The sequence below is a fragment of the Mumia sp. ZJ1417 genome, from assembly GCF_014127285.1.
Classification (GTDB): Bacteria; Actinomycetota; Actinomycetes; order Propionibacteriales; family Nocardioidaceae; genus Mumia.
Genome location: NZ_CP059901.1, coordinates 3,772,009 through 3,796,959, shown reverse-complemented (window position 1 = coordinate 3,796,959; position 24,951 = coordinate 3,772,009). Strand labels below are relative to the sequence as shown.

Annotated in this window: 27 protein-coding genes and 1 pseudogene; 19 read left to right on the top strand and 9 right to left on the bottom strand. The window is 70.2% G+C overall.

The window, feature by feature from the left end:
* Positions 1-2 precede the first annotated feature (2 nt).
* The 3 genes from H4N58_RS18355 to H4N58_RS18345 all read left to right on the top strand — a co-directional run bounded on the left by H4N58_RS18355 (position 3) and on the right by H4N58_RS18345 (position 3,907).
* On the top strand, positions 3-932 hold the full coding sequence (locus H4N58_RS18355) for an urea transporter (protein WP_167251321.1): 930 nt from the start codon (positions 3-5) through the stop codon (positions 930-932).
* A gap of 69 nt (positions 933-1,001) precedes the next feature.
* Positions 1,002-1,817 carry a hypothetical protein gene (locus H4N58_RS18350; protein WP_167251323.1) on the top strand — a complete coding sequence of 272 codons (816 nt, stop codon included), beginning with the start codon at positions 1,002-1,004 and terminating at the stop codon, positions 1,815-1,817.
* Positions 1,814-3,907: a YhgE/Pip domain-containing protein gene (locus H4N58_RS18345; RefSeq protein ID WP_167251325.1), complete on the top strand. Its 2,094-nt coding sequence runs from the start codon at positions 1,814-1,816 to the stop codon at positions 3,905-3,907. The genes H4N58_RS18350 and H4N58_RS18345 overlap by 4 nt, the downstream gene beginning before the upstream one ends.
* Here the strand turns inward: H4N58_RS18345 and H4N58_RS18340 are convergent.
* Both H4N58_RS18340 and H4N58_RS18335 read right to left on the bottom strand, forming a co-directional pair.
* Positions 3,900-4,868, bottom strand: coding sequence for a cation diffusion facilitator family transporter (locus H4N58_RS18340; RefSeq protein ID WP_167251327.1), 969 nt, complete (start codon positions 4,866-4,868; stop codon positions 3,900-3,902). The two genes, H4N58_RS18345 and H4N58_RS18340, sit on opposite strands and share 8 nt — an antisense overlap.
* A complete protein-coding gene (locus H4N58_RS18335; RefSeq protein WP_167006557.1) occupies positions 4,865-5,239 on the bottom strand; it encodes a metalloregulator ArsR/SmtB family transcription factor in 375 nt (124 codons plus the stop codon). The genes H4N58_RS18340 and H4N58_RS18335 overlap by 4 nt, the downstream gene beginning before the upstream one ends.
* A 174-nt stretch (positions 5,240-5,413) precedes the next feature.
* Here H4N58_RS18335 and dnaK point away from each other — a divergent pair, with 174 nt between their 5' ends.
* The 4 genes from dnaK to H4N58_RS18315 are packed head-to-tail and all read left to right on the top strand — an operon-like array spanning position 5,414 to position 9,423.
* On the top strand, positions 5,414-7,255 hold the full coding sequence (dnaK, locus tag H4N58_RS18330; RefSeq protein WP_167006554.1) for a molecular chaperone DnaK: 1,842 nt from the start codon (positions 5,414-5,416) through the stop codon (positions 7,253-7,255).
* The gene (gene grpE, locus H4N58_RS18325) at positions 7,252-7,842 is read left to right on the top strand and encodes a nucleotide exchange factor GrpE (RefSeq protein WP_167251329.1); all 591 of its coding nucleotides are present in this window, start codon (positions 7,252-7,254) and stop codon (positions 7,840-7,842) included. The genes dnaK and grpE overlap by 4 nt, the downstream gene beginning before the upstream one ends.
* Before the next feature lie 43 nt (positions 7,843-7,885).
* On the top strand, positions 7,886-9,016 hold the full coding sequence (dnaJ, locus tag H4N58_RS18320) for a molecular chaperone DnaJ (protein WP_167251331.1): 1,131 nt from the start codon (positions 7,886-7,888) through the stop codon (positions 9,014-9,016).
* 2 nt (positions 9,017-9,018) lie between these two features.
* Positions 9,019-9,423, top strand: coding sequence for a heat shock protein transcriptional repressor HspR (locus H4N58_RS18315; RefSeq protein WP_167006546.1), 405 nt, complete (start codon positions 9,019-9,021; stop codon positions 9,421-9,423).
* A gap of 19 nt (positions 9,424-9,442) precedes the next feature.
* Here H4N58_RS18315 and H4N58_RS18310 read toward each other — a convergent pair whose 3' ends face one another.
* Positions 9,443-9,940 (bottom strand): Lrp/AsnC family transcriptional regulator, encoded by a 498-nt coding sequence (locus tag H4N58_RS18310; RefSeq protein WP_167006544.1) that lies wholly within the window; start codon positions 9,938-9,940, stop codon positions 9,443-9,445.
* Positions 9,941-10,095: 155 nt separating this feature from the next.
* On the opposite strand from H4N58_RS18310, the gene hppD reads away from it, so the two are divergent.
* Together hppD and ppgK are read left to right on the top strand one after the other, a co-directional pair.
* A complete protein-coding gene (gene hppD / locus H4N58_RS18305) occupies positions 10,096-11,337 on the top strand; it encodes a 4-hydroxyphenylpyruvate dioxygenase (protein ID WP_167251333.1) in 1,242 nt (413 codons plus the stop codon).
* A gap of 37 nt (positions 11,338-11,374) precedes the next feature.
* Positions 11,375-12,133, top strand: coding sequence for a polyphosphate--glucose phosphotransferase (gene ppgK / locus H4N58_RS18300; RefSeq protein WP_167006540.1), 759 nt, complete (start codon positions 11,375-11,377; stop codon positions 12,131-12,133).
* A gap of 15 nt (positions 12,134-12,148) precedes the next feature.
* Here ppgK and H4N58_RS18295 read toward each other — a convergent pair whose 3' ends face one another.
* Together H4N58_RS18295 and H4N58_RS18290 are read right to left on the bottom strand one after the other, a co-directional pair.
* A complete protein-coding gene (locus tag H4N58_RS18295; RefSeq protein ID WP_167006537.1) occupies positions 12,149-12,631 on the bottom strand; it encodes a DUF421 domain-containing protein in 483 nt (160 codons plus the stop codon).
* A 24-nt stretch (positions 12,632-12,655) separates the two neighbouring features.
* Positions 12,656-13,165: a hypothetical protein gene (locus H4N58_RS18290; RefSeq protein ID WP_167006534.1), complete on the bottom strand. Its 510-nt coding sequence runs from the start codon at positions 13,163-13,165 to the stop codon at positions 12,656-12,658.
* Positions 13,166-13,240: 75 nt separating this feature from the next.
* Between H4N58_RS18290 and H4N58_RS18285 the strand changes: the two genes are divergently transcribed.
* The 3 genes from H4N58_RS18285 to H4N58_RS18275 are packed head-to-tail and all read left to right on the top strand — an operon-like array spanning position 13,241 to position 15,891.
* Positions 13,241-14,251, top strand: a complete 1,011-nt coding sequence (locus tag H4N58_RS18285; protein WP_167006531.1) for an aldo/keto reductase family protein — start codon at positions 13,241-13,243, stop codon at positions 14,249-14,251.
* A gap of 10 nt (positions 14,252-14,261) precedes the next feature.
* The gene (locus H4N58_RS18280) at positions 14,262-14,690 is read left to right on the top strand and encodes a pyridoxamine 5'-phosphate oxidase family protein (protein WP_167006528.1); all 429 of its coding nucleotides are present in this window, start codon (positions 14,262-14,264) and stop codon (positions 14,688-14,690) included.
* A gap of 40 nt (positions 14,691-14,730) precedes the next feature.
* Positions 14,731-15,891, top strand: coding sequence for an acyl-CoA dehydrogenase family protein (locus H4N58_RS18275; protein WP_167251335.1), 1,161 nt, complete (start codon positions 14,731-14,733; stop codon positions 15,889-15,891).
* Here H4N58_RS18275 and H4N58_RS18270 read toward each other — a convergent pair whose 3' ends face one another.
* Positions 15,892-16,521 (bottom strand): nucleoside/nucleotide kinase family protein, encoded by a 630-nt coding sequence (locus H4N58_RS18270; protein ID WP_243845138.1) that lies wholly within the window; start codon positions 16,519-16,521, stop codon positions 15,892-15,894.
* Between the two features lie 75 nt (positions 16,522-16,596).
* Between H4N58_RS18270 and H4N58_RS18265 the strand changes: the two genes are divergently transcribed.
* The 4 genes from H4N58_RS18265 (at position 16,597) to H4N58_RS18250 (ending at position 18,794) form a co-directional block, all read left to right on the top strand.
* Positions 16,597-16,869 (top strand): Rho termination factor N-terminal domain-containing protein, encoded by a 273-nt coding sequence (locus tag H4N58_RS18265; RefSeq protein WP_167251339.1) that lies wholly within the window; start codon positions 16,597-16,599, stop codon positions 16,867-16,869.
* 66 nt (positions 16,870-16,935) lie between these two features.
* Complete coding sequence (locus H4N58_RS18260; RefSeq protein WP_167251341.1) at positions 16,936-17,535, top strand: sulfite oxidase-like oxidoreductase; 600 nt, start codon at positions 16,936-16,938, stop codon at positions 17,533-17,535.
* A complete protein-coding gene (locus H4N58_RS18255; RefSeq protein ID WP_243845139.1) occupies positions 17,535-18,263 on the top strand; it encodes a ferredoxin reductase in 729 nt (242 codons plus the stop codon). The genes H4N58_RS18260 and H4N58_RS18255 overlap by 1 nt, the downstream gene beginning before the upstream one ends.
* Before the next feature lie 81 nt (positions 18,264-18,344).
* A complete protein-coding gene (locus H4N58_RS18250; RefSeq protein WP_167006510.1) occupies positions 18,345-18,794 on the top strand; it encodes a hypothetical protein in 450 nt (149 codons plus the stop codon).
* Positions 18,795-18,803: 9 nt separating this feature from the next.
* Here the strand turns inward: H4N58_RS18250 and H4N58_RS18245 are convergent, their stop codons facing one another.
* Positions 18,804-19,682: a hypothetical protein gene (locus H4N58_RS18245; protein ID WP_167006507.1), complete on the bottom strand. Its 879-nt coding sequence runs from the start codon at positions 19,680-19,682 to the stop codon at positions 18,804-18,806.
* A gap of 144 nt (positions 19,683-19,826) precedes the next feature.
* Between H4N58_RS18245 and H4N58_RS18240 the strand changes: the two genes are divergently transcribed.
* Positions 19,827-20,450, top strand: a complete 624-nt coding sequence (locus tag H4N58_RS18240; protein ID WP_167006504.1) for a vitamin K epoxide reductase family protein — start codon at positions 19,827-19,829, stop codon at positions 20,448-20,450.
* 15 nt (positions 20,451-20,465) lie between these two features.
* Here H4N58_RS18240 and H4N58_RS18235 read toward each other — a convergent pair whose 3' ends face one another.
* Positions 20,466-21,893: a glycoside hydrolase family 1 protein gene (locus H4N58_RS18235; RefSeq protein ID WP_167251345.1), complete on the bottom strand. Its 1,428-nt coding sequence runs from the start codon at positions 21,891-21,893 to the stop codon at positions 20,466-20,468.
* Here H4N58_RS18235 and H4N58_RS20760 point away from each other — a divergent pair.
* A pseudogene (locus H4N58_RS20760) lies at positions 21,848-22,237 on the top strand (hypothetical protein); the annotation flags it as partial. The gene H4N58_RS18235 and the pseudogene H4N58_RS20760 overlap by 46 nt on opposite strands.
* Positions 22,223-23,119: an MFS transporter gene (locus H4N58_RS20755; RefSeq protein ID WP_347878349.1), complete on the top strand. Its 897-nt coding sequence runs from the start codon at positions 22,223-22,225 to the stop codon at positions 23,117-23,119. The pseudogene H4N58_RS20760 and the gene H4N58_RS20755, both read left to right, overlap by 15 nt.
* Positions 23,120-23,408: 289 nt before the next feature.
* Here the strand turns inward: H4N58_RS20755 and H4N58_RS18225 are convergent, their stop codons facing one another.
* Complete coding sequence (locus H4N58_RS18225) at positions 23,409-24,932, bottom strand: hypothetical protein (protein ID WP_182397112.1); 1,524 nt, start codon at positions 24,930-24,932, stop codon at positions 23,409-23,411.
* Positions 24,933-24,951: the final 19 nt, after the last annotated feature.

The following is a 24,951-nucleotide window of genomic DNA, read 5'->3' as shown; positions in this document are numbered from 1 at the left end:
ACATGTCGACGCCCGGAGCCACTGCGTCACCACTGACCACCTGGGTCACGTGGGCCTCCACGCTGCCGCGCGGGGTGTCCGAGATCTTCTTCCAGAACAACGTGTGGACCGGCCTCCTGATCATCGCCGGCTTCTTCTTCGCCGACTGGCAGATGGCGCTGCTCGTCGTCATCGGAGCCGTCTGCTCGACAGTTGCCGGTGCCCTCATGCGCGTCGGTGCGGACAACATCCGGATCGGGATGCAGGGGTTCAACGGCGCGCTCATCGGCGCCGCGATGTACACCGCGATGGGCGGCGAGGGGTGGGCGTACCTCTTCACCGTCATCGGGGGCGTCCTGTGCGCGCCGGTGACGTGGTTCTTCGTGTGGCTCTTCGCCACCGAGCCGCTCAAGCGTTTTGCTCTCCCGTCGACGACCGCACCGTTCTGCACGGTCGCTGGGATCATCTACGCCTCGACCCTCAACCTGCACGTCAGCGGATCGACCGTGCACGCCACCGACGGTACGGGGGAGTCCGTGCTGCGCTCGCTGCTCACCAACGTCTCCGAGGTCGTGCTGGTCAACAGCGTGTGGGCCGGCGCGCTGATCCTCCTAGGGCTCTTCATCGCCTCCTGGAAGGTCGGTCTCGCCGCCGTGATGGGCAGCGTGATCGGGAGCCTCTACGCGCTTGCGCTCGGAGAGACCGACGCCACCATCGCTGAGGGCCTGGCCGGATACTCCGGCGTCCTGACGGCGATCGCGCTGTCGGTCGTGTTCCTCAAGAGCAGCGCCGCCTCGTGGGTGTACGCCGCGGTCGGTGCGGCGATCACGGCGGTGACGACCCTCGTCATGACGGACCTGACCGATCAGCCGCACTACACGTGGCCCTACATCCTCACCACCTGGGTACTGCTGGTGGTCGCGGCGTTCATCCCGATGCTCAAACGCCCATGACGCCGCTGGGCAGGAGCGCGCGCCAGCCGCGACGACGCCCACGCGGTCGCTGACCGAGGGAGTGCGGACGTGCAGCTCGTGCTGGAGGACATCACGGTCTACGGGCGGCGCGGCCCGCTGCTCGAGCTCGACCGCTTCACCGTCTCGACCGGTGAATGCGTGCTCATGGCGGGGGAGCCCGGGCAGGGCCACACGGCCATGGCCCTCGTCGCGACCGGTCGCCTCGCCCCCTTCTCGGGTCGGGTCCGCCTCGTCAGGGACGACGGGTCGGAGACCGAGGACCGGACGGAGCGCCGACGCCTCACCGCCGTCGTCGACCTCCCCGCCGTCTCCGAGCCCGACGACGCCGTCCCGGTGGGGACCGTCACCGCCGAGGGACTCGCCCTGGCCCGCCGGGGTAGCGCGCCGGGCGGGCCGACGCGCTGGCTGGACAGGCACGACATGGGAGCGCTGCGCACCGTCCGGGTCGACGAGGTCGGGGGCGCCGTCCGTACGGCGCTGCTCACCGCGCTGGCTGCCGAGCGGAAGGAGGTCCGCTTCCTCGTGCTCTCCCTGCCCGACAGGCACGGCGGAGAGCCAGCGGACTGGTGGGAGATCGCTCAGGCGTATGCGTCGTTCGGGTACGGGGTGCTGGTCCAGTGCGGCCGCTCCTCGGCGCGGGACCTCGGTGCCGACATCCCGCCGGCCCGCGGGGACAGTGCGCGCCGGGCGACACCACTGGAGGCCCTCCGGATCCGGCCGCCGTCGGCGCCGCGACCAACCGCCGCCGACCCTGACCGTCCGGCCCCCGACGAGGCGCTCGACACCGCCTGGCTGTTCGGCGAGGCGCCGGCAGACGACCAGCAGGAGCCCGGTGCTCCCCGTACGAGGGAGAAGGATCAATGATCGCGATCCGCCTGGCCGTCTCGGAGATCCGGCGCATCAGTGCAGGCACGCTGCCCAAGCTGGCGATCCTCGCCATGGCCGTGATCCCTTCGTTGTACGCAGGGCTCTACCTGTTCGCCAACGAGGACCCGTACGGCGAGCTCCACCGCGTACCGGCGGCCCTCGTGGTGCAGGACCGTGGTGCGACCACGACCAACGCGATCAACGGGACGACCGAGAAGGTCGACTACGGAGGCGAGGTCGCCGAGCGCCTCTTGCGCGGCGACGGCGGATTCGGCTGGGTCGAGACGACGGAGGGCGAGGCGGAGTCCGGTGTGCGGAACGGACGCTACGACGCCGCGCTCATCATCGGTCCACAGTTCTCCGAGGAGCTGACGTCGTCCGCCCGGTTCGAGCCGGAGCGCGCAGGGCTCACCCTCATTACGAACAACGCGAACAACTACATCGTCACCCGGGTCGCCGAGACGATCGTGGGAGATGTGCGGGACACGATCGCGACACAGGTCGGCACCGTCGCCGCGAGCAGCTTCCTCGACGGCCTCTCCGTGGTGCACACCGATCTCACCAAGGGGGTGAACGGCGCACAGGAGCTCGTCACCGGCTCCAGTCGGCTCACCAGTGGGACCGCCGAGCTCGTCGACGGGACGGCGACGCTCGCGCGTGGCGCTGAGGAGGCAGCGAACGGTGCCGCCCGCCTCGAGTCGGGTGCCGGTGAGCTGGCGACTGGGACGCGTCGTATTGCCAACGGCGCGACCACGCTCTCGAACGGGCTCGAGGAGCTGAAGCGTCGCACGGGGAGCCTGCCGGCGGACACGCGCAAGCTCGCGAACGGCGCGCAGGAGGTCGCCGCGGGAAACGCGAAGGTCGCCGCCGTCGGTGACGACGCGGCGGAGGTGGCGGGCGCGGTGGTCGACCAGTTCCGTGCCGCGCGAGCCTCGCTCGACGAAGGCCTCGACTCGCTCGTCGAGCAGGGGAGGATGACCGACGCCGAGAGAGACGCCCTGCTGGCGTTGTTCGCCGACGCCGAAGTCCCCGTCGACGCGGTGGCAGCGCAGATCGAGAGCGCCGCAGACCGGCTGGACGCGCTGAGCAGGGGATCCTCCGAGGTCGCCGCCGGCACCGAGAAGCTCGCGGGCGCGGCCCCCGTTCTCACGCGAGGCGTCAGGAAGGCCGCGTCGGGAGGAGCCGAGCTCGCCTCGGGGTCGGCGCGCGTCGACCGCGGCGCCCAGACGCTGGCACGTGGTGCCGGCACCCTGGCGGACGGGACGGAGGAGGTGGCGAACGGCGCTGAGCGGCTCGCCACCTCGAGCCTCGCGCTGCGCAAGGGCAGCGCGAGGCTCGAGACCGGGACCAGCGAGCTCCGGAACGGACTGCAGGACGGGCTGCGCAAGGTCCCCGACCTGGACAAGACGACCGCGCGTGACACCGCGGAGACGATCGGTGATCCGGTGGCGGTCAAGGAGGACACGCTCGCGCCCGCCGGGTCGTACGGTGCCGGCCTCGCCCCGTTCTTCATGTCGCTCGCGGCATGGATCGGGGCGTACGTGCTCTTCCTGCTCGTCCGGCCGTTGTCGTCGCGTGCCCTCGCGGCGAACGGCCCGGCGACCCGGACAGCGCTCGGCGGGTGGATCCCGCCGGCGGTCGTCGGACTGATCCAGGTCGCGGTCATGTTCACGATCGTCCGGTTCGCACTCGACATCGATCCGGTCTACGAGGTCGCGACAGTCGCCCTGCTCGTGATCGCGTCGATGACCTTCGTTGCGATCCTGCAGGCGCTCAACGCCTGGCTCGGCGAGGTGGGCGAGTTCCTGGGGCTCGTCCTCATGCTCGTCCAGCTCGTCACCGCGGGTGGCACCTTCCCGTGGGAGACGATCCCCGAGCCGCTGCGGTCGCTGCACTGGCTTCTGCCGATGTCGTACGGGGTCAACGGGCTGCGGCAGACGCTCTTCGGGGGAGAGGCGTGGATCATCGTTCGCGACGTCTCGGTGCTGTTCGGCGTGTTCGTCGTCGCGATCCTCCTGACCGCGCTGGCGGCGCGACGGCAGAAGGTCTGGACCCCCAAGCAGCTGCAGCCCGAGCTCGTCATCTGACGGTGACGACCAGGTCGACCGTGCCGACTGCAGGCAGCACCCGGCGTACCTCGTCGGCGACGGTCGCCGTGGTCGCGTCGGCGGCCGCGAGCGGGGTGCCGAGAGGGAACCGCAGCCGACCTTGGACGGCGAGCCGGTGTCCGATCCAGCGGAGTCGGAGGTCGGTGACCTCCACGACGCCAGGAGCGTGTGCGAGCACGTGACGGGCGCGGTGGGTGAGATCCGGGTCGACGCCGTCGAGCAGGCGGCGCCCGACGTCGCGGGCCGTCCCCCACAGCAGGACGAGGATGGCGAGGGTGATGAGCAGGCCGACGATCGGGTCTGCGAGCGGGAACCCGGACCAGATCCCGACTACTCCGAGGACGACAGCGAGGGATGTGAGTCCGTCGGTACGGGCGTGCAGGCCGTCCGCGACGAGGGCGGCAGAGCCGATCCGGCGACCGACCCGGATGCGGTAGACCGCGACGACCTCGTTGCCGGCGAACCCGATGAGCCCGGCGACGAGCACCCAGCCCAAGTTCTCGATCGGCACCGGTGTGCCCAGACGGCGGACGGACTCCACGCCGGCGACGACCGCGGAGAGGGCGATCATCGCGACCACGCAGAGTCCGGCCAGGTCCTCGGCGCGTCCGAAGCCGTAGGTGTACCGGTCCGTGGCCAGCCGGCGGCCGAGGGCGAAAGCGATCCACAGCGGCACGGCGGTCAGGGCGTCGGAGAAGTTGTGGACCGTGTCGGCCAGCAGGGCGACCGATCCGCTCACCGCGACGATCGTGAGCTGCGCCATCGCGGTCAGGGCGAGGACGGCGAGGCTGATCGTGACCGCGCGGATGCCCTGCCCGCTTGCCTCCAGGACGTCGTCCACAGATCTTGCCGGGTCGTGCGAGTGCGGGACGAACAGCTCGTGAAGCCAGCCGCTCAGCCCGTGCCGGTGCCCGTGGCCGTGCGCGTGGACGGAGGTCATGGCGCGCCGTTCTGCCGACCCGGATGCCTGCCGTGGTGCGGGGGCATGTCGTCAACTGAGTGCTGTGCTTGGAACACGGCCTGGGTGACGAGGGTGCGCGCGTGCTCGTCGGTCAGCGAGTAGAAGACCCGGTTGCCCTCCTGGCGGGACCGAACGACCCGCCCCCACCGCAGCTTCGCCAGGTGCTGGGAGACCGCTGTCGGGGACTTCGCAGCGGCTTCGGCGAGCGCGTTGACCGAGAGCTCGCCGTTGCGGAGCGCGAGGATGATCCGGACCCGCGTGGGGTCAGCCAGCATCGAGAAGACCTCCGCGGCGAGCTCCGCGTACTGGCTGTCGGCATCGAACGAATCTATCTGCGTATCTTCGTACATACGTAGATACTAACCGACCGCCTGGTCTGGTCACCACTCGACGAGGGCGAAAACGTTGGCGCTAGGGTGGAATGAAGTCGCGCTCACATAAGTTGATAGGATCAGACTCAATTAACTGAGTGCAGGCAAATCGGCGGGTCGCGAGCCCGCCCCGCGATCCATCAGGAGGAACTCATGGCCCGTGCGGTCGGAATCGATCTCGGCACGACCAACTCTGTCGTCGCCGTGCTGGAGGGCGGAGAGCCCACCGTCATTGCGAACGCCGAGGGTGCGCGTACGACCCCGTCCGTCGTCGCCTTCGCCAAGAACGGCGAGGTGCTGACCGGAGAGGTCGCCAAGCGCCAGGGTGTTACCAACGTCGACCGGACCATCCGTTCGGTCAAGCGTCACATGGGCACCGACTGGTCCGTGAAGATCGACGACAAGACCTTCACCCCGCAGCAGATCTCGGCGTTCGTGCTGCAGAAGCTCAAGCGCGACGCAGAGGCATACCTGGGCGAGCCGGTCACCGACGCGGTGATCACCGTCCCGGCATACTTCAGCGACGCTCAGCGCCAGGCCACCAAGGAGGCGGGCGAGATCGCCGGCCTCAACGTGAGCCGCATCATCAACGAGCCCACCGCCGCTGCGTTGGCGTACGGGCTCGACAAGGGCGACGACCAGACGATCCTCGTCTTCGACCTCGGCGGCGGCACCTTCGACGTGTCCCTGCTCGAGATCGGCGACGGCGTCATCGAGGTGAAGGCCACCAGCGGCGACAACCACCTCGGCGGCGACGACTGGGACCAGAAGGTCGTCGACTGGATCGTCGACAAGTTCAAGGCGAGCACCGGCCTCGACCTCACCAAGGACAAGATGGCCATGCCGCGTGTCCGTGAGGCTGCCGAGCGCGCCAAGATCGAGCTGTCCAGCTCGCAGTCGACCTCGATCAACCTGCCGTACATCACCGTCGACGCCGAGAAGAACCCCGTGTTCCTCGACGAGACGCTGACGCGTGCGGAGTTCCAGAAGATCACCGCCGACCTGCTCCAGCGCACCCGTGCGCCGTTCGAGCACGTCATCAAGGACGCCAGCATCAAGGTCGCCGACATCGACCACGTGGTCCTCGTCGGTGGCTCGACCCGCATGCCGGCCGTGTCCGACCTGGTCCGTGAGCTGCTCGGCGGCAAGGAGCCCAACAAGGGCGTGAACCCTGACGAGGTCGTCGCCGTCGGCGCGAGCCTGCAGGCCGGCGTCCTCAAGGGCGAGGTCAAGGACGTGCTGCTGCTCGACGTCACCCCGCTGTCGCTCGGTATCGAGACCAAGGGTGGCGTGATGACCAAGCTCATCGAGCGCAACACCACGATCCCGACCCGGCGCTCGGAGGTCTTCACGACCGCCGACGACAACCAGCCGTCGGTCGCGATCCAGGTCTACCAGGGCGAGCGCGAGATCGCGGCGCACAACCAGATGCTCGGCACGTTCGAGTTGACGGGCATCGCGCCGGCCCCGCGTGGCGTGCCGCAGATCGAGGTCACCTTCGACATCGACGCCAACGGCATCGTCAACGTCTCCGCCAAGGACCGGGGCACCGGCAAGGAGCAGTCGATGACGATCACCGGCGGGTCGGCCCTCTCCAAGGACGACATCGACAGGATGGTCCGCGAGGCCGAGCAGTACGCCGAGGAGGACCGCAAGGCCAAGGAGGCCGTCGAGGTCCGCAACCAGGGTGAGACGCTCGTCCACTCGACGGAGAAGTTCCTCGCCGAGAACGGCGACAAGGTCTCCGACGACGTCAAGACCGAGGTCCAGGCCGACGTCGACGCCCTCAAGGAGTCGCTCAACGGCGACGACACCGACGCCATCAAGGCCGCCATCGCCAAGCTCGGCGAGTCGAGCCAGAAGATGGGGACGGCGATGTACGAGGCCGCGTCGGCCCAGGCCAACGCCGCCGGCTCCGGTGAGGGGCAGGCGCAGGCCGAGGAGGACGACGTGGTCGAGGCCGAGATCGTCGACGACGAGGGTGAGAACAAGTGACGTCGGAGCGCGACGTCACGCCCGAGGGTGAGGGGGTGCCGGAGCAGGAGGCTGCTCCGGCCCCCGAGGCCACGGCCCAGGAGGAGGAGCTCGCCGCGTCCGACCTCGCGCGCCAGCTCGCCGAGCGGACGCTCGATCTCCAGCGCCTGCAGGCCGAGTACGTCAACTACAAGCGGCGCGTCGACCGCGACCGCGAGGTGCAGCGGGTGAACGCCACGGCGTCCGTCCTCGTCTCGTTCCTCCCGGTGCTCGACGACATCGGCCGCGCCCGTGACCACGGTGAGCTGGAGGGCGGCTTCAAGGCCGTCGCTGACTCGCTCGTCCAGGCCACGAGCGCGCACGGGCTGGAGCCATTCGGCAAGCACGGCGACGTGTTCGACCCGATGCTCCACGAGGCGCTCATGCACCGCCTCGACGCCGACGCGCCCGAGGGCGAGCCGACCGTCGACGCGATCATGCAGGTCGGATACCGGATCGGCGACAAGATCCTGCGCCCCGCGCGGGTCTCGGTCGTCGAGCACGATCCCGCCGGCGAGGCCGAGGCAACCTCGGAGGTCGACGGCGCGTCCGAGCCCACGGCGGAGTGATCCGCACGAGAATTCGATCGATCAGAAGTAGGGAGGTGGTCTCGTGAACAACGAGTGGTTCGAGAAGGACTTCTACAAGGTCCTGGGAATCTCGAAGGACGCGAGCGCGTCCGACATCAAAAAGGCGTACCGCAAGCTCGCGCGGGACCACCACCCCGATGCCAAGCCCGGCGACAAGGCCGCCGAGGACAAGTTCAAGGAGATCTCCGAGGCGTACGGCGTGCTCTCCAACGCCGAGAAGCGCAAGGAGTACGACGAGCAGCGGGCGATGTTCTCCTCCGGCGGGTTCGGCGGCGGCCGAACGGGCACCGGCGGATTTGGCTACGGCCAGAGCGGCGGCGGGGGGTTCGACTTCTCCGACCTGCTCGGCGGGGTGTTTGGTGGCGGCGGGGCACGTACGCGCTCGGCGCCGGCGCGTCGCGGTGCCGACCTCGAGTCCGAGACGACGCTGGCGTTCGAGGACGCGATCTCGGGGACGACGGTGTCGCTGCGGATGTCCAGCGACGAGCCGTGCCCGACCTGCCACGGCACCGGGGCCAAGGCGGGCACCGTCCCGCGGGTCTGCCCCCGCTGCGAGGGCAGTGGCATGCAGACCAGCGCGTCGGGCGGCGTCTTCACGATGACCGAGCCGTGCGACGTCTGCCGCGGCCGTGGCCTGGTCGTCGACGAGGCCTGCGACACGTGCCACGGGTCGGGACGCGCCGCGTCGTCGCGGACGATGCAGGTCCGCATCCCCGCCGGCGTCAAGGACGGCCAGCGCATCCGCCTCAAGGGCAAGGGTACGAAGGGCGAGAACGGCGGTCCCAACGGCGACCTGTACGTCACCGTGCACGTGAAGCCGCACCGGGTGTTCGGCCGCAAGGGTGACAACCTCACGGTCACCGTGCCGGTCACGTTCGACGAGGCCGTGCTGGGCGCCGAGATCGCGGTCCCGACGCTGGGCGGGGCGCCGGTCCGCATCAAGGTCCCGGCGGGCACGCCCAACGGGCGTACGTTCCGGGCCCGGGGCAAGGGTGCGCCGCGCAAGGACGGCACCAAGGCCGACCTGCTCGTGACCGTCGAGGTCCAGGTGCCCACGGCGCCGACCGAGGGGGAGCGGGCCGCGGTCGAGTCGTACCGGGATGCGCGCGACGGCGGCGACCCACGCGCGACGCTCTTCGCGGGAGGTGCGTGATGATGTCGCGCGGCAACGGTGACTTCGTGCCGCCGGGCCCCGAAGCGAAGGTCTTCGTGATCAGCGTCGCCGCCGAGCTGTCCGGGCTGCACCCCCAGACCCTGCGGACGTACGACCGGCTAGGGCTGGTCCGTCCCGCGCGCACGGGGGGTGGCGGGCGTCGTTACTCGCTGCGCGACATCGAGCTGTTGCGCTCGGTGGCGCGACTGACCGCCGAGGGACTCGGGCTCGAGGGCGTCAAGCGCGTCCTCGAGCTCGAGAACCAGGTGATGGCGTTGCAGTCGCGCGTCGCCGAGCTCGAGGACGAGCTGGAGTCGCGCGGTGCGGCGATGCCGCAGGTGCGCAACCTACCGGTGGCCTTCACCGAGGCGCCGACGTTCGTCGTACGGAGCACGCGCCGGCGCTGAGCGCGGCCTGGCCGGCGGCCTATCCCCGGTACGCGGGGGCGCGGGTGGTGCCGGGGCGTGGAGCGGACTCCAGCAGCGGCTGCACGCGCCGTGCGATGAGCACCGACAGCACGACGATGCTCGTCGAGCGGACGATGCTCGGTGACTGGTCGAGCCGCAGCAGCGTCGCCTGGAGGTCCTCGTGCGACGCCGTGGCCACGAGGCACAGCACATCGAACGACCCCGTCGTCACGACCGCCTCGACCACCTGCGAGATCGCGTCCAGAGCCTCGCGGACCTCGTCGAGCGCGCCCTGCGCGATCTCCAGCGTCACATAGGCCTGGACCGGGAACCCGGCACGCCGCAGGTCGACGTCCGGTCCGTACCCGGTGATCACGCCCTCCTCCTCGAGCCGCTTCAGGCGTGCCTGGACGGTGCCGCGGGCGACGGAGGTGGTGCGGGACAGCTCCAGCACTCCCGCACGCGGATGCGCGTGCATCGCGCGGATCAGGGCGAGGTCCAGCTCGTCGAGGGTCATCTGCCCACTGTCGTACGAACTGGGCTGGTCGTCCACCACAAGCGGGGATCGGATGGGCGATCTGCACGTTCTGGCCAGCCCGCGGCGCACGGGTTGCACAGCGGGTCGACGAGACGCTGTGATCGGGACCACAACCGTTCACGGAGGGACCCGCGATGACCATCGAGCACACGCTGACCAGTGAGGAAGCTCTCGCCGGACTCGACGTCGACCAGCTCAAGCAGCTCGTCGGCCTGGTCGAGTACGACGAGCAGAACGATCCCTTCCCGGTGACCGGCTGGGACGCGGTGGTCTGGGTCGTGGGCAACGCCGCGCAGGCCGCCCACTACTACCAGTCGGCGTACGGGATGGAGCTCGTCGCATACTCCGGTCCCGAGACCGGCAACCGCGACCACGCGGCGTACGTGCTGCGCAGCGGCGGGGTGCGCTTCGTCTTGAAGGGCGCCGTCGCTGCCGACAGCACCCTCGTCGCACACCACGCCGCGCACGGCGACGGCATCGTCGACATCGCCCTCGAGGTGCCCGATGTCGACCGCTGCGTCGCCCACGCGCGCGAGCAGGGCGCGACCGTCCTCGAGGAGCCGCACGACGTCACCGACGAGCACGGCACGGTCCGCGTCGGCGCGATCGCGACGTACGGCGACACCCGCCACACCCTTGTCGACCGCTCGCGTTACGACGGCCCGTACCTGCCCGGGTACGTCGCGCGCACCAGTGGTTTCGACCCTTCGACAGGCTCAGAACGGCGCAGGCTCAACCAGCGGGGGGACGGTGCCCCGCGGCGGATCTTCCAGGCGCTCGACCACGTCGTCGGCAACGTCGAGCTCGGCCGGATGGACGACTGGGTCGACTTCTATCACCGCGTCATGGGCTTCACGAACATGGCCGAGTTCATCGGGGACGACATCGCCACCGACTACTCGGCGCTGATGAGCAAGGTCGTGGCCAGCGGCAACCACCGCGTGAAGTTCCCGCTCAACGAGCCGGCGGCCGGCAAGAAGAAGTCGCAGATTGACGAGTACCTCGAGTTCTACGGCGGCCCCGGCGCTCAGCATCTCGCGCTCGCGACGAACGACATCGTGCGTGCGGTCGACATCCTGCGTGCTGAGGGTGTCGAGTTCCTCGCGACGCCGGAGTCCTACTACACCGACCCGGAGCTGCGCGCCCGCATCGGCGAGGTCAGAGTGCCGATCGAGGAGCTCCAGGCACGCGGCATCCTCGTCGACCGTGACGAGGACGGCTATCTGCTGCAGATCTTCACCAAGCCGGTCGGCGACCGCCCGACGGTGTTCTTCGAGCTGATCGAGAGGCACGGCTCGCTCGGCTTCGGCAAGGGCAACTTCAAGGCGCTGTTCGAGGCGATCGAGCGTGAGCAGGAGCGGCGCGGCAACTTCTGAGCCAGCGTGAGGCGCCGGGTAATGGCACGTTGGTGCCATGGCCAAGCATTCGCGTCCTCTCGGGGTCGACATCGGTGGCAGCGGCATCAAAGGTGCTCCGGTCGACCTGAAGAAGGGTGAGTTCGCCGATGACCGACTGCGGATCGCAACGCCGCAGCCGTCGACGCCGGACGCCGTGGCGGAGGTGGTCGCCGAGATCGTCGACCACTTCGCGCCGGCCAAGGATGCGCCGGTCGGGGTCACAGTGCCGGCCGTCGTCACCCGCGGCCTCGTCCGTACGGCGGCCAACATCGACCGGAGCTGGATCGGGACCGACGCTGCACGACTGCTCACCGGACGCCTGGACCGCCCCGTCGTCGTCACCAACGACGCCGACGCCGCCGGCATCGGGGAGCTGGAGTACGGCGCGGGTCGCGGGACCTCCGGGCTGGTGATCATGACGACACTGGGGACGGGCATCGGCACCGCCCTCATCAGCGACGGCGTCCTCGTCCCCAACAGCGAGCTCGGCCACCTGCGCATCGACGGCGAGGACGCGGAGAAGTCGACGTCGTCGGCGGCACGCGAGAACGAGGACCTGTCGTGGGAGGAGTGGGCCGCGCGGTTGCAGACGTACTTCGCGCGGGTCGAGGACCTGTTGTGGCCCGACCTCTTCATCGTCGGGGGAGGGGTCGCCAAGCATGCCGACCACTACCTTCCGCTCCTGCACCTACGGGCCCCGATCGTCGCGGCGCGACTCGGCAACGCGGCGGGCATCATCGGCGCCGCGGTGCTCGCCGCTGGGGCGTACGGCTGAGCGGCTCGCCGCACGTCACGCAGCCTGAGGCCCGCTCTCCGGGGCGCCGTCGTCCTCGCCCTCGTACGTGAAGAACGAGATCCGGCCGTCCGTCTCCAGGACAGCGATCTCGACGTCACGCAGGCGCCGTACGCCCTGCTGGCGCGCGGAGGTGACCAGATCGGCCAGGCTCAGGCGCTGGTCTGCGAGCACCTTCATGCGCGGCTCTCCGTCGCGAAGGACCACGACCGGCTCGCCGCGGATGAAGCGCAGGCGCCGCGGCCACCGCCACGAAAGCCAGGACAGCGCGACCGTCAAGAGGGTGAACGTGCCGACGGCGAGCACGGCTCCCGTGACGGAGGAGTCCTGCTGGGTGACCGCGCCCTGGATGAGGTCGCCCATGACGATGAAGAGCACCAGCTCGAACGTGCTCAACTCGCCGAGCGTCGAGCGGCCCACGGCCCGTGTGATGAGCCACAGGAACGCGAAGACGACGATCGCTCGGATGACGATCTCCACTGCGGGTCCTCGTTCTGTCGGGGGTCAGGGAACCAGGCTCGTACGGATCCGGGTCGACGCGATCCGTCGACCGTCGTCGACCACCGAGACGGTCGCCTGCTCGCCCTGTTGGCTGGAAGGCTGGATGTACACGTCGAAGTCGATGCGCACCTCGGTGGCACCTGGTGCTGCGGCGACGGTGAGATAGAGGAGCTTTCCGTCCGTGCTCGAGTCGCTGGGGTCGGGGAAGATGCCTTGGTGCTCGAAGATCTCGAGGTACTCCTGCGAGATCGCGAGGACGACCTCCTCACCGACACCGTCGGGGTTCGACACCGTGATCGACAGCGGGGTGTCGAGCCCGGCGCGGGCGAGTCGCGGGTAGTCGACCGACAGGGTCCAGCCGTCCTCCTCGGTCGTCGCCGTCAGGTTGCGGACGCCGAACAGCCCGGCGGCTCCGGCGACGACGACCGCGCAGAGCACCACGAGCGTGATCCGCGTCGTCCAGCGCGCGGTGCCGGTCGTGCTGCCCTCGGGTACGTCGTCGAACGTCGTCACGGACGACATCCTGCCTTGCGCGGGCCGTGCTCGTCCCCGGCCCCCCATCGGGCTTGTCGCACTAACGTGGGGTGCATGGAATTCCGCTACCTCGGCGACAGTGGTCTGAAGATCAGCGAGATCGCCTACGGCAACTGGCTCACCCACGGCTCCCAGGTGGAGGCCGACATCGCGACCGAGTGCGTACGCCGTGCTCTGGACGAAGGCATCACGACGTTCGACACCGCGGACGTCTACGCCAACACCAGGGCGGAGTCCGTCCTCGGGGCGGCGCTGGCCGGCGTCCGCCGCGAGTCCCTGGAGATCTTCACCAAGGTCTACTGGCCGACGGGCCCCGGCGGTCCCAATGACTCCGGCCTCTCCCGCAAGCACATCATGGAGTCGATCGACGGGTCGCTGCGTCGCCTCGGCACCGACTACGTCGACCTTTACCAGGCGCATCGGTACGACGTGGAGACGCCGCTGGAAGAGACGATGCAGGCCTTCGCCGACGTCGTACGGTCAGGCAAGGCGCTCTACATCGGCGTCTCGGAGTGGACCGCCGACCAGCTCCGCGCCGGTGCGGCCCTGGCGAAGGAGCTGCGCATCTCCCTCATCTCCAGCCAGCCGCAGTACTCGATGCTGTGGCGGGTGATCGAGGAGGAGGTCATCCCGACGAGCGAGGAGCTCGGCATCAGCCAGATCGTCTGGTCGCCGATCGCGCAGGGCGTGCTCACTGGCAAGTACCAGCCCGGCCAGCCCGTGCCTCCGGGCTCTCGCGCGACGGACGCAAAGGGCGGCGCCGACACGATCGCCCGCTGGCTCAACGACGACGTGCTCGAGCGTGTCGCGCGTCTTGCGCCCGTCGCCGCCGACGCCGGCCTGACGATGGCACAGCTGGCGGTGGCGTGGGTGCTCCAGAACGACAACGTCTCGGCCGCCATCATCGGGGCCTCCCGTCCCGAGCAGGTGAGCGACAACGTCGCCGCGAGCGGGGTGCGGCTCGACGCGGAGATCATGGACGCGATCGACGACGTCCTCGCGGACGTGGTCGTGCGCGACCCTGCGATGACCGGCCGCAACGCCCCGAAGCAACGCCCCAGCTGAGAGGACGACCATGAGCACGCTCGACGACCGAGGACCACGCCGACAGCTCCTCCAGCTGTCGGCCGAGGAGTGCTGGGACCTGCTGCAGAACCAGGAGGTGGGACGGGTCGGGTTCGTCCACCACGGCACGCCGCAGATCTTCCCCGTCAACTTCCAGGTCCACGAGGGCCGCGTCCTGTTCCGGACCACCCCGTACGGAGCCGTGGCGCAGGCGGTCACCGACACGCCGATCGCCTTCGAGGTGGACATGATCGACCACCCCAACCAGACGGGATGGTCGGTGCTCCTGAGCGGGACGGGCCAGCACGAGACCGATCCTGCGGTCCTCAGCGAGCTGTGGGGACCCGACCGGGCGACGCCGTGGGCCGACGGCAGCCGGATCCTGTGGATCGCGCTGACGCCCAGCGAGGTGAGCGGACGGCGCATCGCCTGGGAGTGATCTCTAGGCACACGTCGCCGTGTCAGGCGATGATCGCGTCATGACCCAGCAGGTGAGTCCCGAGGAGTTCGACGACGTCCTCGAGCAGGTGCGTCAGTTCGTCCGCAAAGAGGTCGTTCCCCGCGAGCGCGAGATCGTCGAGTCCGACGCGGTCCCCGACGACCTGCGGGCGATGGCGCGGGAGATGGGTCTGTTCGGCTACGCGATCGACCAGGAGTGGGGCGGCCTCGGCCTCGACCTCACCCAGGAGGTCGAGCTGGCGATGGAGCTGGGCTACACGACGCTGGCCTTCCGCTCGATGTTCGGCACCAACAACGGGATCGCCGGCCAGGTTCTCGTGAACTTCGGCACGGACCCGCAGAAGGCGGCCTGGCTGGAGCGGATCGCGAGCGGCGAGGTCGTCGCGTCGTTCGCGCTGACCGAGGCCGGTGCCGGGTCCAACCCTGCCGGCCTGCGCACCCGTGCCGCACGGGTCGAGGGCGGCTGGGCGCTGTCCGGCGAGAAGCGGTTCATCACGAACGCCCCGCTCGCCGACCTCTTCATGGTGTTCGCTCGGGTCGTCGGGGCCGACGGCGACGGGCAGATCGCCGTCTTCCTCGTGCCAGGTGACGCGCCAGGCCTGACGGTCGGCCCGCACGACAAGAAGATGGGCCAGGAGGGCGCGTGGACGGCCGACGTGCGCCTTGACGACGTACGCGTCGACGACGACGCACTCGTCGGCGGCGCGGTCGAGGTCGGCTACCGGGCGGCGATGACCTCGCTGGCCAAGGGCCGCGTCCACATCGCCGCGCTCGCCGTCGGGCAGGCCCAGCGCGCGCTCGACGAGTCGGTCTCGTACGCCGCGACGGCGACACAGGGCGGGACGCCGATCGGCGACTTCCAGCTCGTCCAGGCGATGCTCGCCGACCAGCAGACGGGCGTGATGGCCGGTCGCAGCCTGGTCCGCGAGGCCGCGCGGGCGTACGTGTCCGGCGAGGATCGTCGGATCGCTCCGTCGGCGGCCAAGCTGTACTGCACGGAGATGGCCGGCCGTGTCGCGGACCTTGCCGTCCAGGTCCACGGCGGGTCGGGCTACATGCGTGAGAGCACGGTCGAGCGGATCTATCGCGACGTGCGTCTGCTGCGCCTGTACGAGGGCACCAGCGAGATCCAGCGCCTCATCATCGGCTCGAACCTGATCCGTCGGCAGCGCCAGAGCTGATCAGCCGAGCCGGACCTGGACATCGGCGCGGGCGCGTGACTCGGCGACGAGCCTCGCGTTCGCCTCGTCGCTTCGACGTACCCACGCCTCGGCCTGCGCCGGCGACTTCCCGAACGCGACGTGCCGGGCGACCAGCCGTCGTCCGCGCAGGTGGTCTGGGACGTCGACGTACCAGACCTCGTCGAGCAGCGACCGGACGTCGCGCCACCCCGGCTCGTCGAGCAGCAGGTAGTTGCCCTCCGTGAGCACGAGGCCTGCCTCCCGCGGGACCGCGAGCGCCGCCGCGATCGGCTGCTCGAGGTCGCGCGCGAACCCCGGGACGTAGACCAGATCCTCGTCGCGCGTCGCGATCCGGCGCAGCGCCGCCGCGTACCCGCCGACGTCGAACGTCGCTGGTGCGCCCTTCACGTCGAGGAGCCCGAGCCGTGCGAGCGAGTCGTCGGCAAGGTGGAAGCCGTCCATCGGCACGTGCGCCACCGCGAGATCCACGCTGCGCGCGACGACCGCCTCGACCAGCCACGACTTGCCTGCACCGGGCGGTCCGGCGACGCCGAGCAGACGCCCGCCGTCGCGTACGAGGGCGCGGGCGCGCGCTGCGGCGGAGTCGAGGTCGGCCAGCACGGTGGTCACGAGCACCAGTGTGCGCATGGGTGACCGGTCGTGCGGGTATCGGGAAGCGGAGAGCCCGTACGAGAGGGGAGCACCATGCCGGGTCGCAAGTCGCCGGGACCGAGCGTCAAGGACAAGGACCTGTACGAGGAGCTGCGCGACGAAGGCAACTCGAAGCAGAAGTCGGCGCGCATCGCGAACGCCGCCGCAGCGCAGGGGCGCGCGAAAGTGGGGCGCAAGGGCGGCAAGGCGGGCGACTACGACGACTGGTCCAAGTCCGACCTGTACGCGCGTGCGAAGGAGATCGGGATCGACGGCCGGTCGTCGATGACCAAGGGCGAGCTGATCTCGGCCTTGCGCAACAGCTGACGCGCGCCCTCGTGCGTCGCGACCGCCACCGCCCTACGCTCGGACCCTGGGCGGAGGGAGACGGCGATGGGAATCGTCACGCGAGGCTTTCGCGGACGCCGCGACCGCGATGAGGTCGTGCTGCCGCCCGGTCAGTACCTCGAGCACGGGTTCCCTGTGCTCTCGGCGGGGCCGACGCCGCAGATCGCACCGGGTGCGTGGTCGTTCACGGTGACGACGGAGACCGGGTTACAACGCCGGTGGAGCTGGGACGAGCTGCGGGCGATGCCGGCCGAGGACGTGACCGTCGACCTGCACTGCGTCACGAAGTGGTCCAAGCTCGGCACGCGCTGGCGCGGTGTCAGCGTCGACCTGCTGCTCGACGGCGTAGACACGCAGGCCGCGTACGCGATGGCCCACTCGTACGGCGGCTACACGACCAACCTGCCGCTCGCCGACCTGCGCGACGGGCAGGCGTGGGTGGCGTTCGCGTACGACGGCGCGCCGCTGCGGCCCGAGCACGGCGGACCCGCACGACTGCTCGTCCCGCACCTGTACTTCTGGAAGTCGGCCAAGTGGGTGCGCGGCCTGGAGCTGATGAGCACGAACGAGCCCGGCTTCTGGGAGCGCGCGGGCTACCACGACTACGGCGATCCGTGGCGCGAGCAACGCTACGCGGGCTACTGATGGCGGGGATGCCGTGGCGTCGTGCCGTGGTGCTGGCGCGCCGCGAGGAGACACCGACGGCGGCGACGCTGCTGCTGCACGTCGACGGTGACCATCAGGCCGTCGCCGGGCAGCGGGTGGAGGTCCGGCTGACCGCCGAGGACGGCTACACCGCCGACCGTGAATACTCGCTCGCGCGCGTCGGTGACCTCGACCGGGCCGAGATCACCGTGCAGGCGATCGAGGGGGGAGAGGTCTCGCCGTTCCTCGTCGACGACATCGAGGTCGGCGCCGAGCTTGAGCTGCGCGGACCGATCGGAGGGTGGTTCGTGTGGCGGCCCGAGCAGACCGAGCCCGTCCTGCTGGTCGCTGGCGGCTCTGGCGTCGTGCCGCTGATGGCGATGATCCGGGCCCGTCGTGACGCCGGCAGCAAGGCGCCGTTCCGGCTGATCTACTCCGTACGCTCACGTGCCGAGCAGTTCTACCGCCGGGAGCTCCGCGCGCCCGATCCGGGACTCGACGTCACGATCGCCTACACGCGTGAGGCGCCGGAGGGTGCTCCGCGGCCGGCGGGGCGCCTCACCGTCGCCGACGTCAACACCGGCGGGTGGCCACCGGACTTCGCGCCCACCTGCTATGTCTGCGGCCCCACGGGGTTCGTCGAGACCGTCGCCGACATGCTGGTCGCGTTGGGCCACGACCCACGCCGGGTGCGCACCGAGCGGTTCGGGCCCACCGGCGACGGCTGAGCAGGACGTTCGCGCGATGGCGGGGTACGGCCGCCCGCGCCATGATGAACGGAACGTGACGGGGGACGAGAGGGGACGGCGATGACGGCATCGACCGGCGTCGAGCTGCGGATCAGCGGCGGGCTGGCCGGGACGCAGACGGTGGAGGTCGCCGTCACCGAGAACGGCGCGGAGGCGCTGCTCGGCGTGCTCGACAAGCACGAGATCGGGTATGAGGTGCTCGACAAGAGGCTCGAGTCCCTCCCCGGCGGCACGGTGCTCTCCGTGGGCTCGTTCCACCTCGGCCCGAACGGGTCTGGGCTCGGTCAGGCTCTGCAGGACTTCGCGCGGGCGGTCGCCCCGATCGTCCCGGAGGTCACCATCGGCGGCACGCCGTACGAGATCGCGGAGTCGGGCGCGGTCGCGTCGGCGCTGGTCGCGCTACGGACCGCGCAAGACGCCGAGGATGCCGCAGCAGCCGAGGCCCGTGCGAAGTGGGAGCGTGGATACGAGATGGAGCAGGGTGCCGACGACTCCGAGGAGCCCAAGTAGCCCCTGAGCTCAGGCGGCGCTGTGGAAGAGCCTGGCGAGCTTGTCGAGCTCGCCCTCGGGCCTGTCTTCCGTCGGCGGTGCCGGGGGAGTCTCGGGCGTGGACGGCGTGGACGGCTGCTCGGGCTCGGGCTTGGTCGCTTCGGGCGCCTCAGGCGGCGCGGGAGGCCGCGGCATCCAATCGGCGGGCACGGGCAGCACGGGCTGCGGTGCTTCGGGGCTGTCGAGGATCGACGTCATCCGCTCGATCTCCCGTGAGAGGTGCTCCTGCGGTGATGCGTCCTCCTCGACGACCAGATACCTCGCGGCGTTCTCCTCGGCGGCGAGCTTGGCGGGATCGCGCGGCGCCACAGGAGACGCCGGGGTCCACGGCACTGCCGGGCCCGGGAGCAGGAGCCCACGGCTGTCCTTGCGTGCCGCGGCCACCGTCCGTACGACCAGCGCGCCGGTCAGCAGCAGCGAGGCGGCCACCCAGGCAGTGACGAGCGCTTCGACGCCGGCGCGCGGCGCCAGCGGCAAGATCAGGTTGAACGGGACGAGCGCGGCCGCCAGTGCTACGAGGAACAGCGTCCCGAGCGGCTGATACCAGCTGCTCTCCCAGCTGAACAGCACCCGCTCCCGGTCGTCGACGCGGTGCCGGTACGTCGGCAGGTCCTTGCCGAGTCCCGCCAGCCAGCGTCGCTGGGTGGCGATGGTCCGCCGCTCGTCACGGCGTACGAGGAAGTCGGCGACGAGACCGCCGACCATGGTGGCGAGGAGGACGACCAGCACCGGGACGACGAGAACGTCGGGAAGACCCGTCCCCGACAGCAGGAGCGTGATTGCCGCTGCTCCTGTGGTCGTCACCAGCCCGGCCATCATCGGCCACGGGGTTCGTTCCTTGGTGCTCATGCGCTCCCTCCCCACGTTCGCGCGGCGCAAATCGCCTACAACCAGACAACGAGGTCTCGGTGACTCCATGTTTCCTTGCCCGGTGGTGAGACGCATCACGACGTCCGGCCCCGCGGGGTGGGACTGCCCGCCTACGATGGCTTCGTGATCGACATCGACGAGCAGGTGGCTCCCCGAGACGGTGCTGTGGAGGCGACCGGCGTCCGCAGCGTGCTGGCGTGGCTGATGGTCGTGGGTGGAGGGATCGGCCTGATCGCCTCGGGCGTCCTGACCTACGACAAGATCAAGCTCTTGCAGAACCCCGACAGCCAGCTCGCCTGCACGCTCAACCCGTGGGTCGACTGCGGCGGTGTCGTCTCGAGCTCGCAGTCGTCGCTCTTCGGGTTCCCCAACACGTTCCTCGGCCTCGTCGGATTCGCCGTCGTCGTGACGCTCGGCGTGCTGCTCCTGTCGGGCACCCGCCTGCCGGAGTGGATGTGGGGCGGCCTGCAGGTCGGCGTCGTGTTCGCGATCGGCCTCATCACCTTCCTCCAGTACACGAGCATCTTCACTCTCGTGAAGCTCTGCCCCTACTGCATGGTCGTCTGGACGGTCACGATCCCGCTCTTCGTCATGGTGACCGCGCGCAACCTCCGGTCTTGGGCGCCGGCGTCAGGCTTCACCAAGCTCGTGTCCAACTGGTCGCTGCTGATCGTGCTGCTCTGGTACGTCGCGGTGATCGCGACGATCTGGTTCCAATTCGGTCCGGACCGCCTCTTCGCCTCCTGACCGACCGGGCTGCCCTCACCAGCCTCGGGCGATCCGCTCGCGGAACCACTCGTACGAGGCCTTCGGGGTGCGCTCGCCCGTCGCGAAGTCGACGCGCGTGATCCCGAAGCGCTGCGTGTAGCCCTCTGCCCACTCGAAGTTGTCGAGCAGCGACCATGCCAGGTAGCCGCGCACGTCGACACCTGCCTCACGGGCGGCGCCGACCGCCGCGATGTGGCTGTCGAGGTACGCGATCCGTGCCGCGTCGTCGACCGTGCCGTCGGGCCCGGGCTCGTCGGGGTAGGAGCATCCGTTCTCGGTGACCACTACCGGCGGCAGCGCCTCGCCATACGTCTGGCGTAGTCCGGTCAGGAGGTCGGTCAGGCCCTCGGGCACCACCGGCCACCCGAAGCCGGTCAGCGGATAGCCCTCGATCGGCACGAGCTCGAACGGCAGCGGGTTGTCCGGGCCGGGCGCTCTCACGAGCGTGGGGTTGTAGTAGTTCACGCCGAGCAGGTCGAGCGGTTGCGCGATGGTCGCGAGGTCGCCGTCGTGCACGACCCTCTCGGCTGCGTCGGCGAGCTCGTCGGGATAGGTACCCCGCAGCACGGTGTCGAGGAACATCCGGTTGTGGAACGCGTCGTACACCGCCGCCGCGGCGGCATCCTCCGTCGACGGCGACGCGGCGCGTACGGGGGTCAGGTTGTTCACCAGCATCACCGGCGGTGAGCCGGTCGAGCCCTGTCCGCCGGTCGAGCCCCATCCGCCGGTCGAGCCCCATCCGCCGGTCGAGCCCTGTCGAGACCCCGCCCGCAACGCCTGCGTCGCAAGCCCGTGCCCGAGCAGCTGGTGGTGCCCCGCGGCGAACGCGTCGAGCAGCAGCGTCTCGCCCGGCGCGTGACTGCCGAACGCATAGCCCAGCGCCATGTGCACGAACGGCTCGTTGAGCGTTCCCCAGGCAGCCACCCGGTCACCGAGCGCCTCCGCGATCACGGCCGCGTACTCGGCGAACCGCTGCGCCGTGTCGCGCACCATCCACCCGCCGGCGTCCTGCAGCGGCTGCGGGAGGTCCCAGTGGAAGAGGGTGGCGAACGGCGCGATGCCGCGTGCGAGCAGGCCGTCGACGAGGCGGTCGTAGTACGCCAGCCCCGCGGCGTTGACCTGGCCGGATCCGGTCGGCTGGACGCGGGGCCAGGCGATCGAAAACCGGTAGGCGTTCGCGCCGAGACCGCTGAGCAGGTCGAGGTCCTCGCGCCACCGGTGGTACGAGTCGCAGGCGACCGCGCCCGACGAGCCGTCCGCGATCCGACCGGCCTCGGCGCTGAAGGTGTCCCAGATGCTGGGGCCTCGTCCGTCCTCGTCCACGGCGCCCTCGACCTGGTACGACGCGGTCGCGGCGCCCCACCAGAAGTCACCGGTCTCGCCGGTTGAGCTCGTCGAAACCCTGGCCTCTGCTCCGGTCATGGGCACATACTGGGCGTGTGTCCAAGATCACGCAACCCCCTGATGCTGTGGCACGGCGGGCGCGACTCGCGACCTCGGTCGGCTTCTTCCTCCAGGCGGCGGTCCTCGTCACGATCCTGTCTAGGCTGCCCGACTTCCAGGACGAGCGTGGCGTCACTGAGGGCGACGTCACGCTCCTCCTGCTGCTGACCTCGGTCATCGCCGGCGGCGGGTCGCTGCTGGCCGAACGGATCGCGGTGCGCCGCTCGAGCGCGCTCGCTCTGCGACTCGCGCTGCTGACGATCAGCGTGATGGTGGTCGTGATCGGGTTCGCCGAGTCCAAGCCGGCGATGTACGCGGCGTTCGCCGTGTACGGGATCGGTGTGGGTGCAACGGACGCCTCGACGAACATGCAGGGTGTGACCGTCCAGAGGCTGTACGGCCGCAGCATCATGACCAGCTTCCACGGGATGTGGAGCATCGGTGCGATCGTCGGAGCCCTATACGCCGCCGCCTGCGCCAAGCTCGAGATCGGGCTGATGCCGTCGCTGGTGGCTGTCGGAGTGGTCGGCGTGGCAGCCACCCTGGTGCTCTCCCCTTACCTGGTGCGTCCGGCCGTCGAGCACGAGGCGAGCGAGGTTTCGGAGGTGGAGCGTCCGCCGCTGCACGTGCCGTGGCGCCCGCTCGTCGCGCTCGGGCTCGTCGTCGTGGTCTTCTACCTGGCCGACACGTCGGTGATGAGCTGGAGCACTATCTACCTCCACGACGCCCTCGACGCCGCGAAGTCGGTCGCGCCGCTCGGTTATGCGGCCTACCAGGTCGGTGCCGTCATCTCCCGGCTGGCGGGTGACCGGTTCGTCGTCCGGTTCGGCGCGGTCGCCGTCGTCCGCGCGGGGACCGTGGTCGGCATCGTCGCGCTCGCACTCGTCGTCGTGGCGCCGACCCCGGCACTGGCGATCGCCGCGTTCGGCCTGATGGGCCTCGGCCTCCCGGTGATCATCCCGCTCGCGTTCGCCGCGGCCGGCAACCTGCCCGGCTCCGACGCCGACGTCGCGATCGCCCGCCTCAACCTCTTCAACTATCTGGGCAACATCATCGGCGCCGGACTCATCGGGGTGCTCGCCACCGAGGGCGCGCTCCGGTGGATCTACGTCGTGCCGCTCGTCCTCGTGCCGTCCATCCTCTTCGTCGCCCGCACGTTCGCCCCGGCGAAGGAGATGGAGGCTGCCGCCCAGGCGCGCCCGTGAGGTCGCTCGTCGTTGCTGCGGGTCTCGGGTTCGCCGCGCTGGTCGCGTCTGCGGCTCCTGCCCATGCGATCTGTGCCGTGAACGCTCCGACGAGAGCGCCTGTGGTCTTCGTCGGCGTCGCAGCGGAGACTGAGCGCGGCTTCACGCGGCTCGCGGTCGAAGAGGTCTGGAAGGGCCCGGACCTTGCACCGGAGGTGTGGGTCCTGTCCGGACAGGAGGCACCGCCATGGCCGTTCTCGTGGAGGGCCGCCACGAGCTCGATCGACGCAGAGCTGGAGCCGGGTGAGCGCTACCTGGTCGGGACGAGCGAAGACTTCGCGACCAACGCATGCGAGGTCGTGGCATATCCCTCGTCCGATCTCGCGCAGCGGCCTGACGAGGCACGATCCGCGGTGGCCGCCGGGCGGGACGGAGCGTCGCCTCCGTCCCGCGTCGCCGACGTCGTCCCGACTGCCTCGTTCGTGCTCGGTGCAGGTGTGCTCGCCTCGCTCCTGGTACGACGGCGCAGGGCGCGAGACGCGTGGTGACTCGTCAGCTGCGGCGTACGTGCACGACGCCGGTCTCCGTCCCCTGGTAGAGCGTCCCGTCGCGTCCCGTCGTGCCGGTCATCTGCAGGGGGTTGAAGAGCAGCCCGAGGCCGAGCAGCGACGTCTTCACGACGCGGCCCGTGTGAGGGTCGACGACCGCGTACGAGTACGCGGCGAACGTGTGGCTCCCGACGATGTCGGTGGGCCCGCTGACGGTGACGGTGTAGGTCAGGTCGTCTCCGAGCGAGAGTTCGGGGGAGCGCGGCCGACTTCACGTCGGACTCCCAGACGACGTCGCAGCCGGACTCGTCGGCGCGCACGTCGACGCGGGTCATGCCCCCGGTAAACGACCCTGACGACGGCACGCTCGCTGGCGCGCCGTCCGGAAGGGCCGGATAGGGGTAGCCGAAGGTGTTGGTGACGAAGACGCTGCGCCCCGACGCGATCGGCGAGTCCTCGGTGCCGCTGTTCGCGGGATAGACGAGCAGTCGCGAGTGCGGGGCGGCGTTGTCGGTCATCGTCGCGTACTCGGTGCCCTGGCGCGGACCGAAGAACGTCGGCGTCGCGCCGCTGCCCCAGCTGAGCTGGCCGGGCTTGCGGCCCGGACCACGGGCGTACGGGGCACGCCACCGCACCTCGGGTGTGCCGTCGGCGCGTGCGGAGAGGACGTACAGCGCATGCTCCGTGACGACGGCGGTGCGGCCCTCGACGGTGGAGATGCTGTTCTGGACGGCCTCGCCGAGGGCGATCGTCCGTACGGTCCCGTCCTCGGCGACCGTACCGACGGTGCCGTCGCTCGCAGCGATCCACACCTCGTGGTCCCAGCCCGGGGAGAGTCCGACGACGGCCGCCCCGGCCGGCAGCGCCGACGCGAGCGGACTCGACTCGTCGACTGTGAGGCGCCACGTGCTGCCGTCGCGGTGGTGGCCGATCCGCAGCAGGTTCTTGTCGCCGTCGACCACGACGAGCCGGTCCTCGTGGTCCAGGTAGGCGTACACGCCGCCGAAGAGGCTTCCCTTCGTCAGCGGCAGCGAGGCGAGGCTCTTGCCGTTCGCCGGGTCGAGCAGGTGGACCGTCGGCGTCCGGTCGAAGGTCGCGGTGCAGAGCGCGACCGATCCGGTGCCCGGACCTGCGTACGGGGTCGTGTCGCTGGACGCCGAGTCGCCGTGCATCGTCGCGGTGCCCGTGGTGGTGGTCGCGGGGTTCTGGGGAGGCCAGGGGAACGAGCAGACGGCGGAGGGCAGCGCGCATGAGGGGACGCTAGGGGCGCTCGCGCGGGGCGTCACGCCTTCTCCGCGTTGTGAA

Excerpts from the sequence above, each read along its gene's own strand:
- H4N58_RS18265 (WP_167251339.1), top strand. The coding sequence starts at position 16,597 with ATGCCGGGTCGCAAGTCGCCGGGACCGAGCGTCAAGGACAAGGACCTG.
- H4N58_RS18235 (WP_167251345.1), bottom strand. The coding sequence starts at position 21,893 with ATGACCGGAGCAGAGGCCAGGGTTTCGACGAGCTCAACCGGCGAGACC.
- H4N58_RS18310 (WP_167006544.1), bottom strand. The coding sequence starts at position 9,940 with ATGACCCTCGACGAGCTGGACCTCGCCCTGATCCGCGCGATGCACGCG.
- H4N58_RS18285 (WP_167006531.1), top strand. The coding sequence starts at position 13,241 with ATGGAATTCCGCTACCTCGGCGACAGTGGTCTGAAGATCAGCGAGATC.
- H4N58_RS18280 (WP_167006528.1), top strand. The coding sequence starts at position 14,262 with ATGAGCACGCTCGACGACCGAGGACCACGCCGACAGCTCCTCCAGCTG.
- ppgK (WP_167006540.1), top strand. The coding sequence starts at position 11,375 with ATGGCCAAGCATTCGCGTCCTCTCGGGGTCGACATCGGTGGCAGCGGC.
- H4N58_RS18250 (WP_167006510.1), top strand. The coding sequence starts at position 18,345 with ATGACGGCATCGACCGGCGTCGAGCTGCGGATCAGCGGCGGGCTGGCC.
- H4N58_RS20755 (WP_347878349.1), top strand. The coding sequence starts at position 22,223 with ATGTACGCGGCGTTCGCCGTGTACGGGATCGGTGTGGGTGCAACGGAC.
- H4N58_RS18315 (WP_167006546.1), top strand. The coding sequence starts at position 9,019 with ATGTCGCGCGGCAACGGTGACTTCGTGCCGCCGGGCCCCGAAGCGAAG.
- H4N58_RS18275 (WP_167251335.1), top strand. The coding sequence starts at position 14,731 with ATGACCCAGCAGGTGAGTCCCGAGGAGTTCGACGACGTCCTCGAGCAG.
- H4N58_RS18245 (WP_167006507.1), bottom strand. The coding sequence starts at position 19,682 with ATGAGCACCAAGGAACGAACCCCGTGGCCGATGATGGCCGGGCTGGTG.
- H4N58_RS18355 (WP_167251321.1), top strand. The coding sequence starts at position 3 with ATGTCGACGCCCGGAGCCACTGCGTCACCACTGACCACCTGGGTCACG.
- dnaK (WP_167006554.1), top strand. The coding sequence starts at position 5,414 with ATGGCCCGTGCGGTCGGAATCGATCTCGGCACGACCAACTCTGTCGTC.
- H4N58_RS18340 (WP_167251327.1), bottom strand. The coding sequence starts at position 4,868 with ATGACCTCCGTCCACGCGCACGGCCACGGGCACCGGCACGGGCTGAGC.
- hppD (WP_167251333.1), top strand. The coding sequence starts at position 10,096 with ATGACCATCGAGCACACGCTGACCAGTGAGGAAGCTCTCGCCGGACTC.
- H4N58_RS18345 (WP_167251325.1), top strand. The coding sequence starts at position 1,814 with ATGATCGCGATCCGCCTGGCCGTCTCGGAGATCCGGCGCATCAGTGCA.
- H4N58_RS18335 (WP_167006557.1), bottom strand. The coding sequence starts at position 5,239 with ATGTACGAAGATACGCAGATAGATTCGTTCGATGCCGACAGCCAGTAC.
- H4N58_RS18260 (WP_167251341.1), top strand. The coding sequence starts at position 16,936 with ATGGGAATCGTCACGCGAGGCTTTCGCGGACGCCGCGACCGCGATGAG.
- H4N58_RS18255 (WP_243845139.1), top strand. The coding sequence starts at position 17,535 with ATGGCGGGGATGCCGTGGCGTCGTGCCGTGGTGCTGGCGCGCCGCGAG.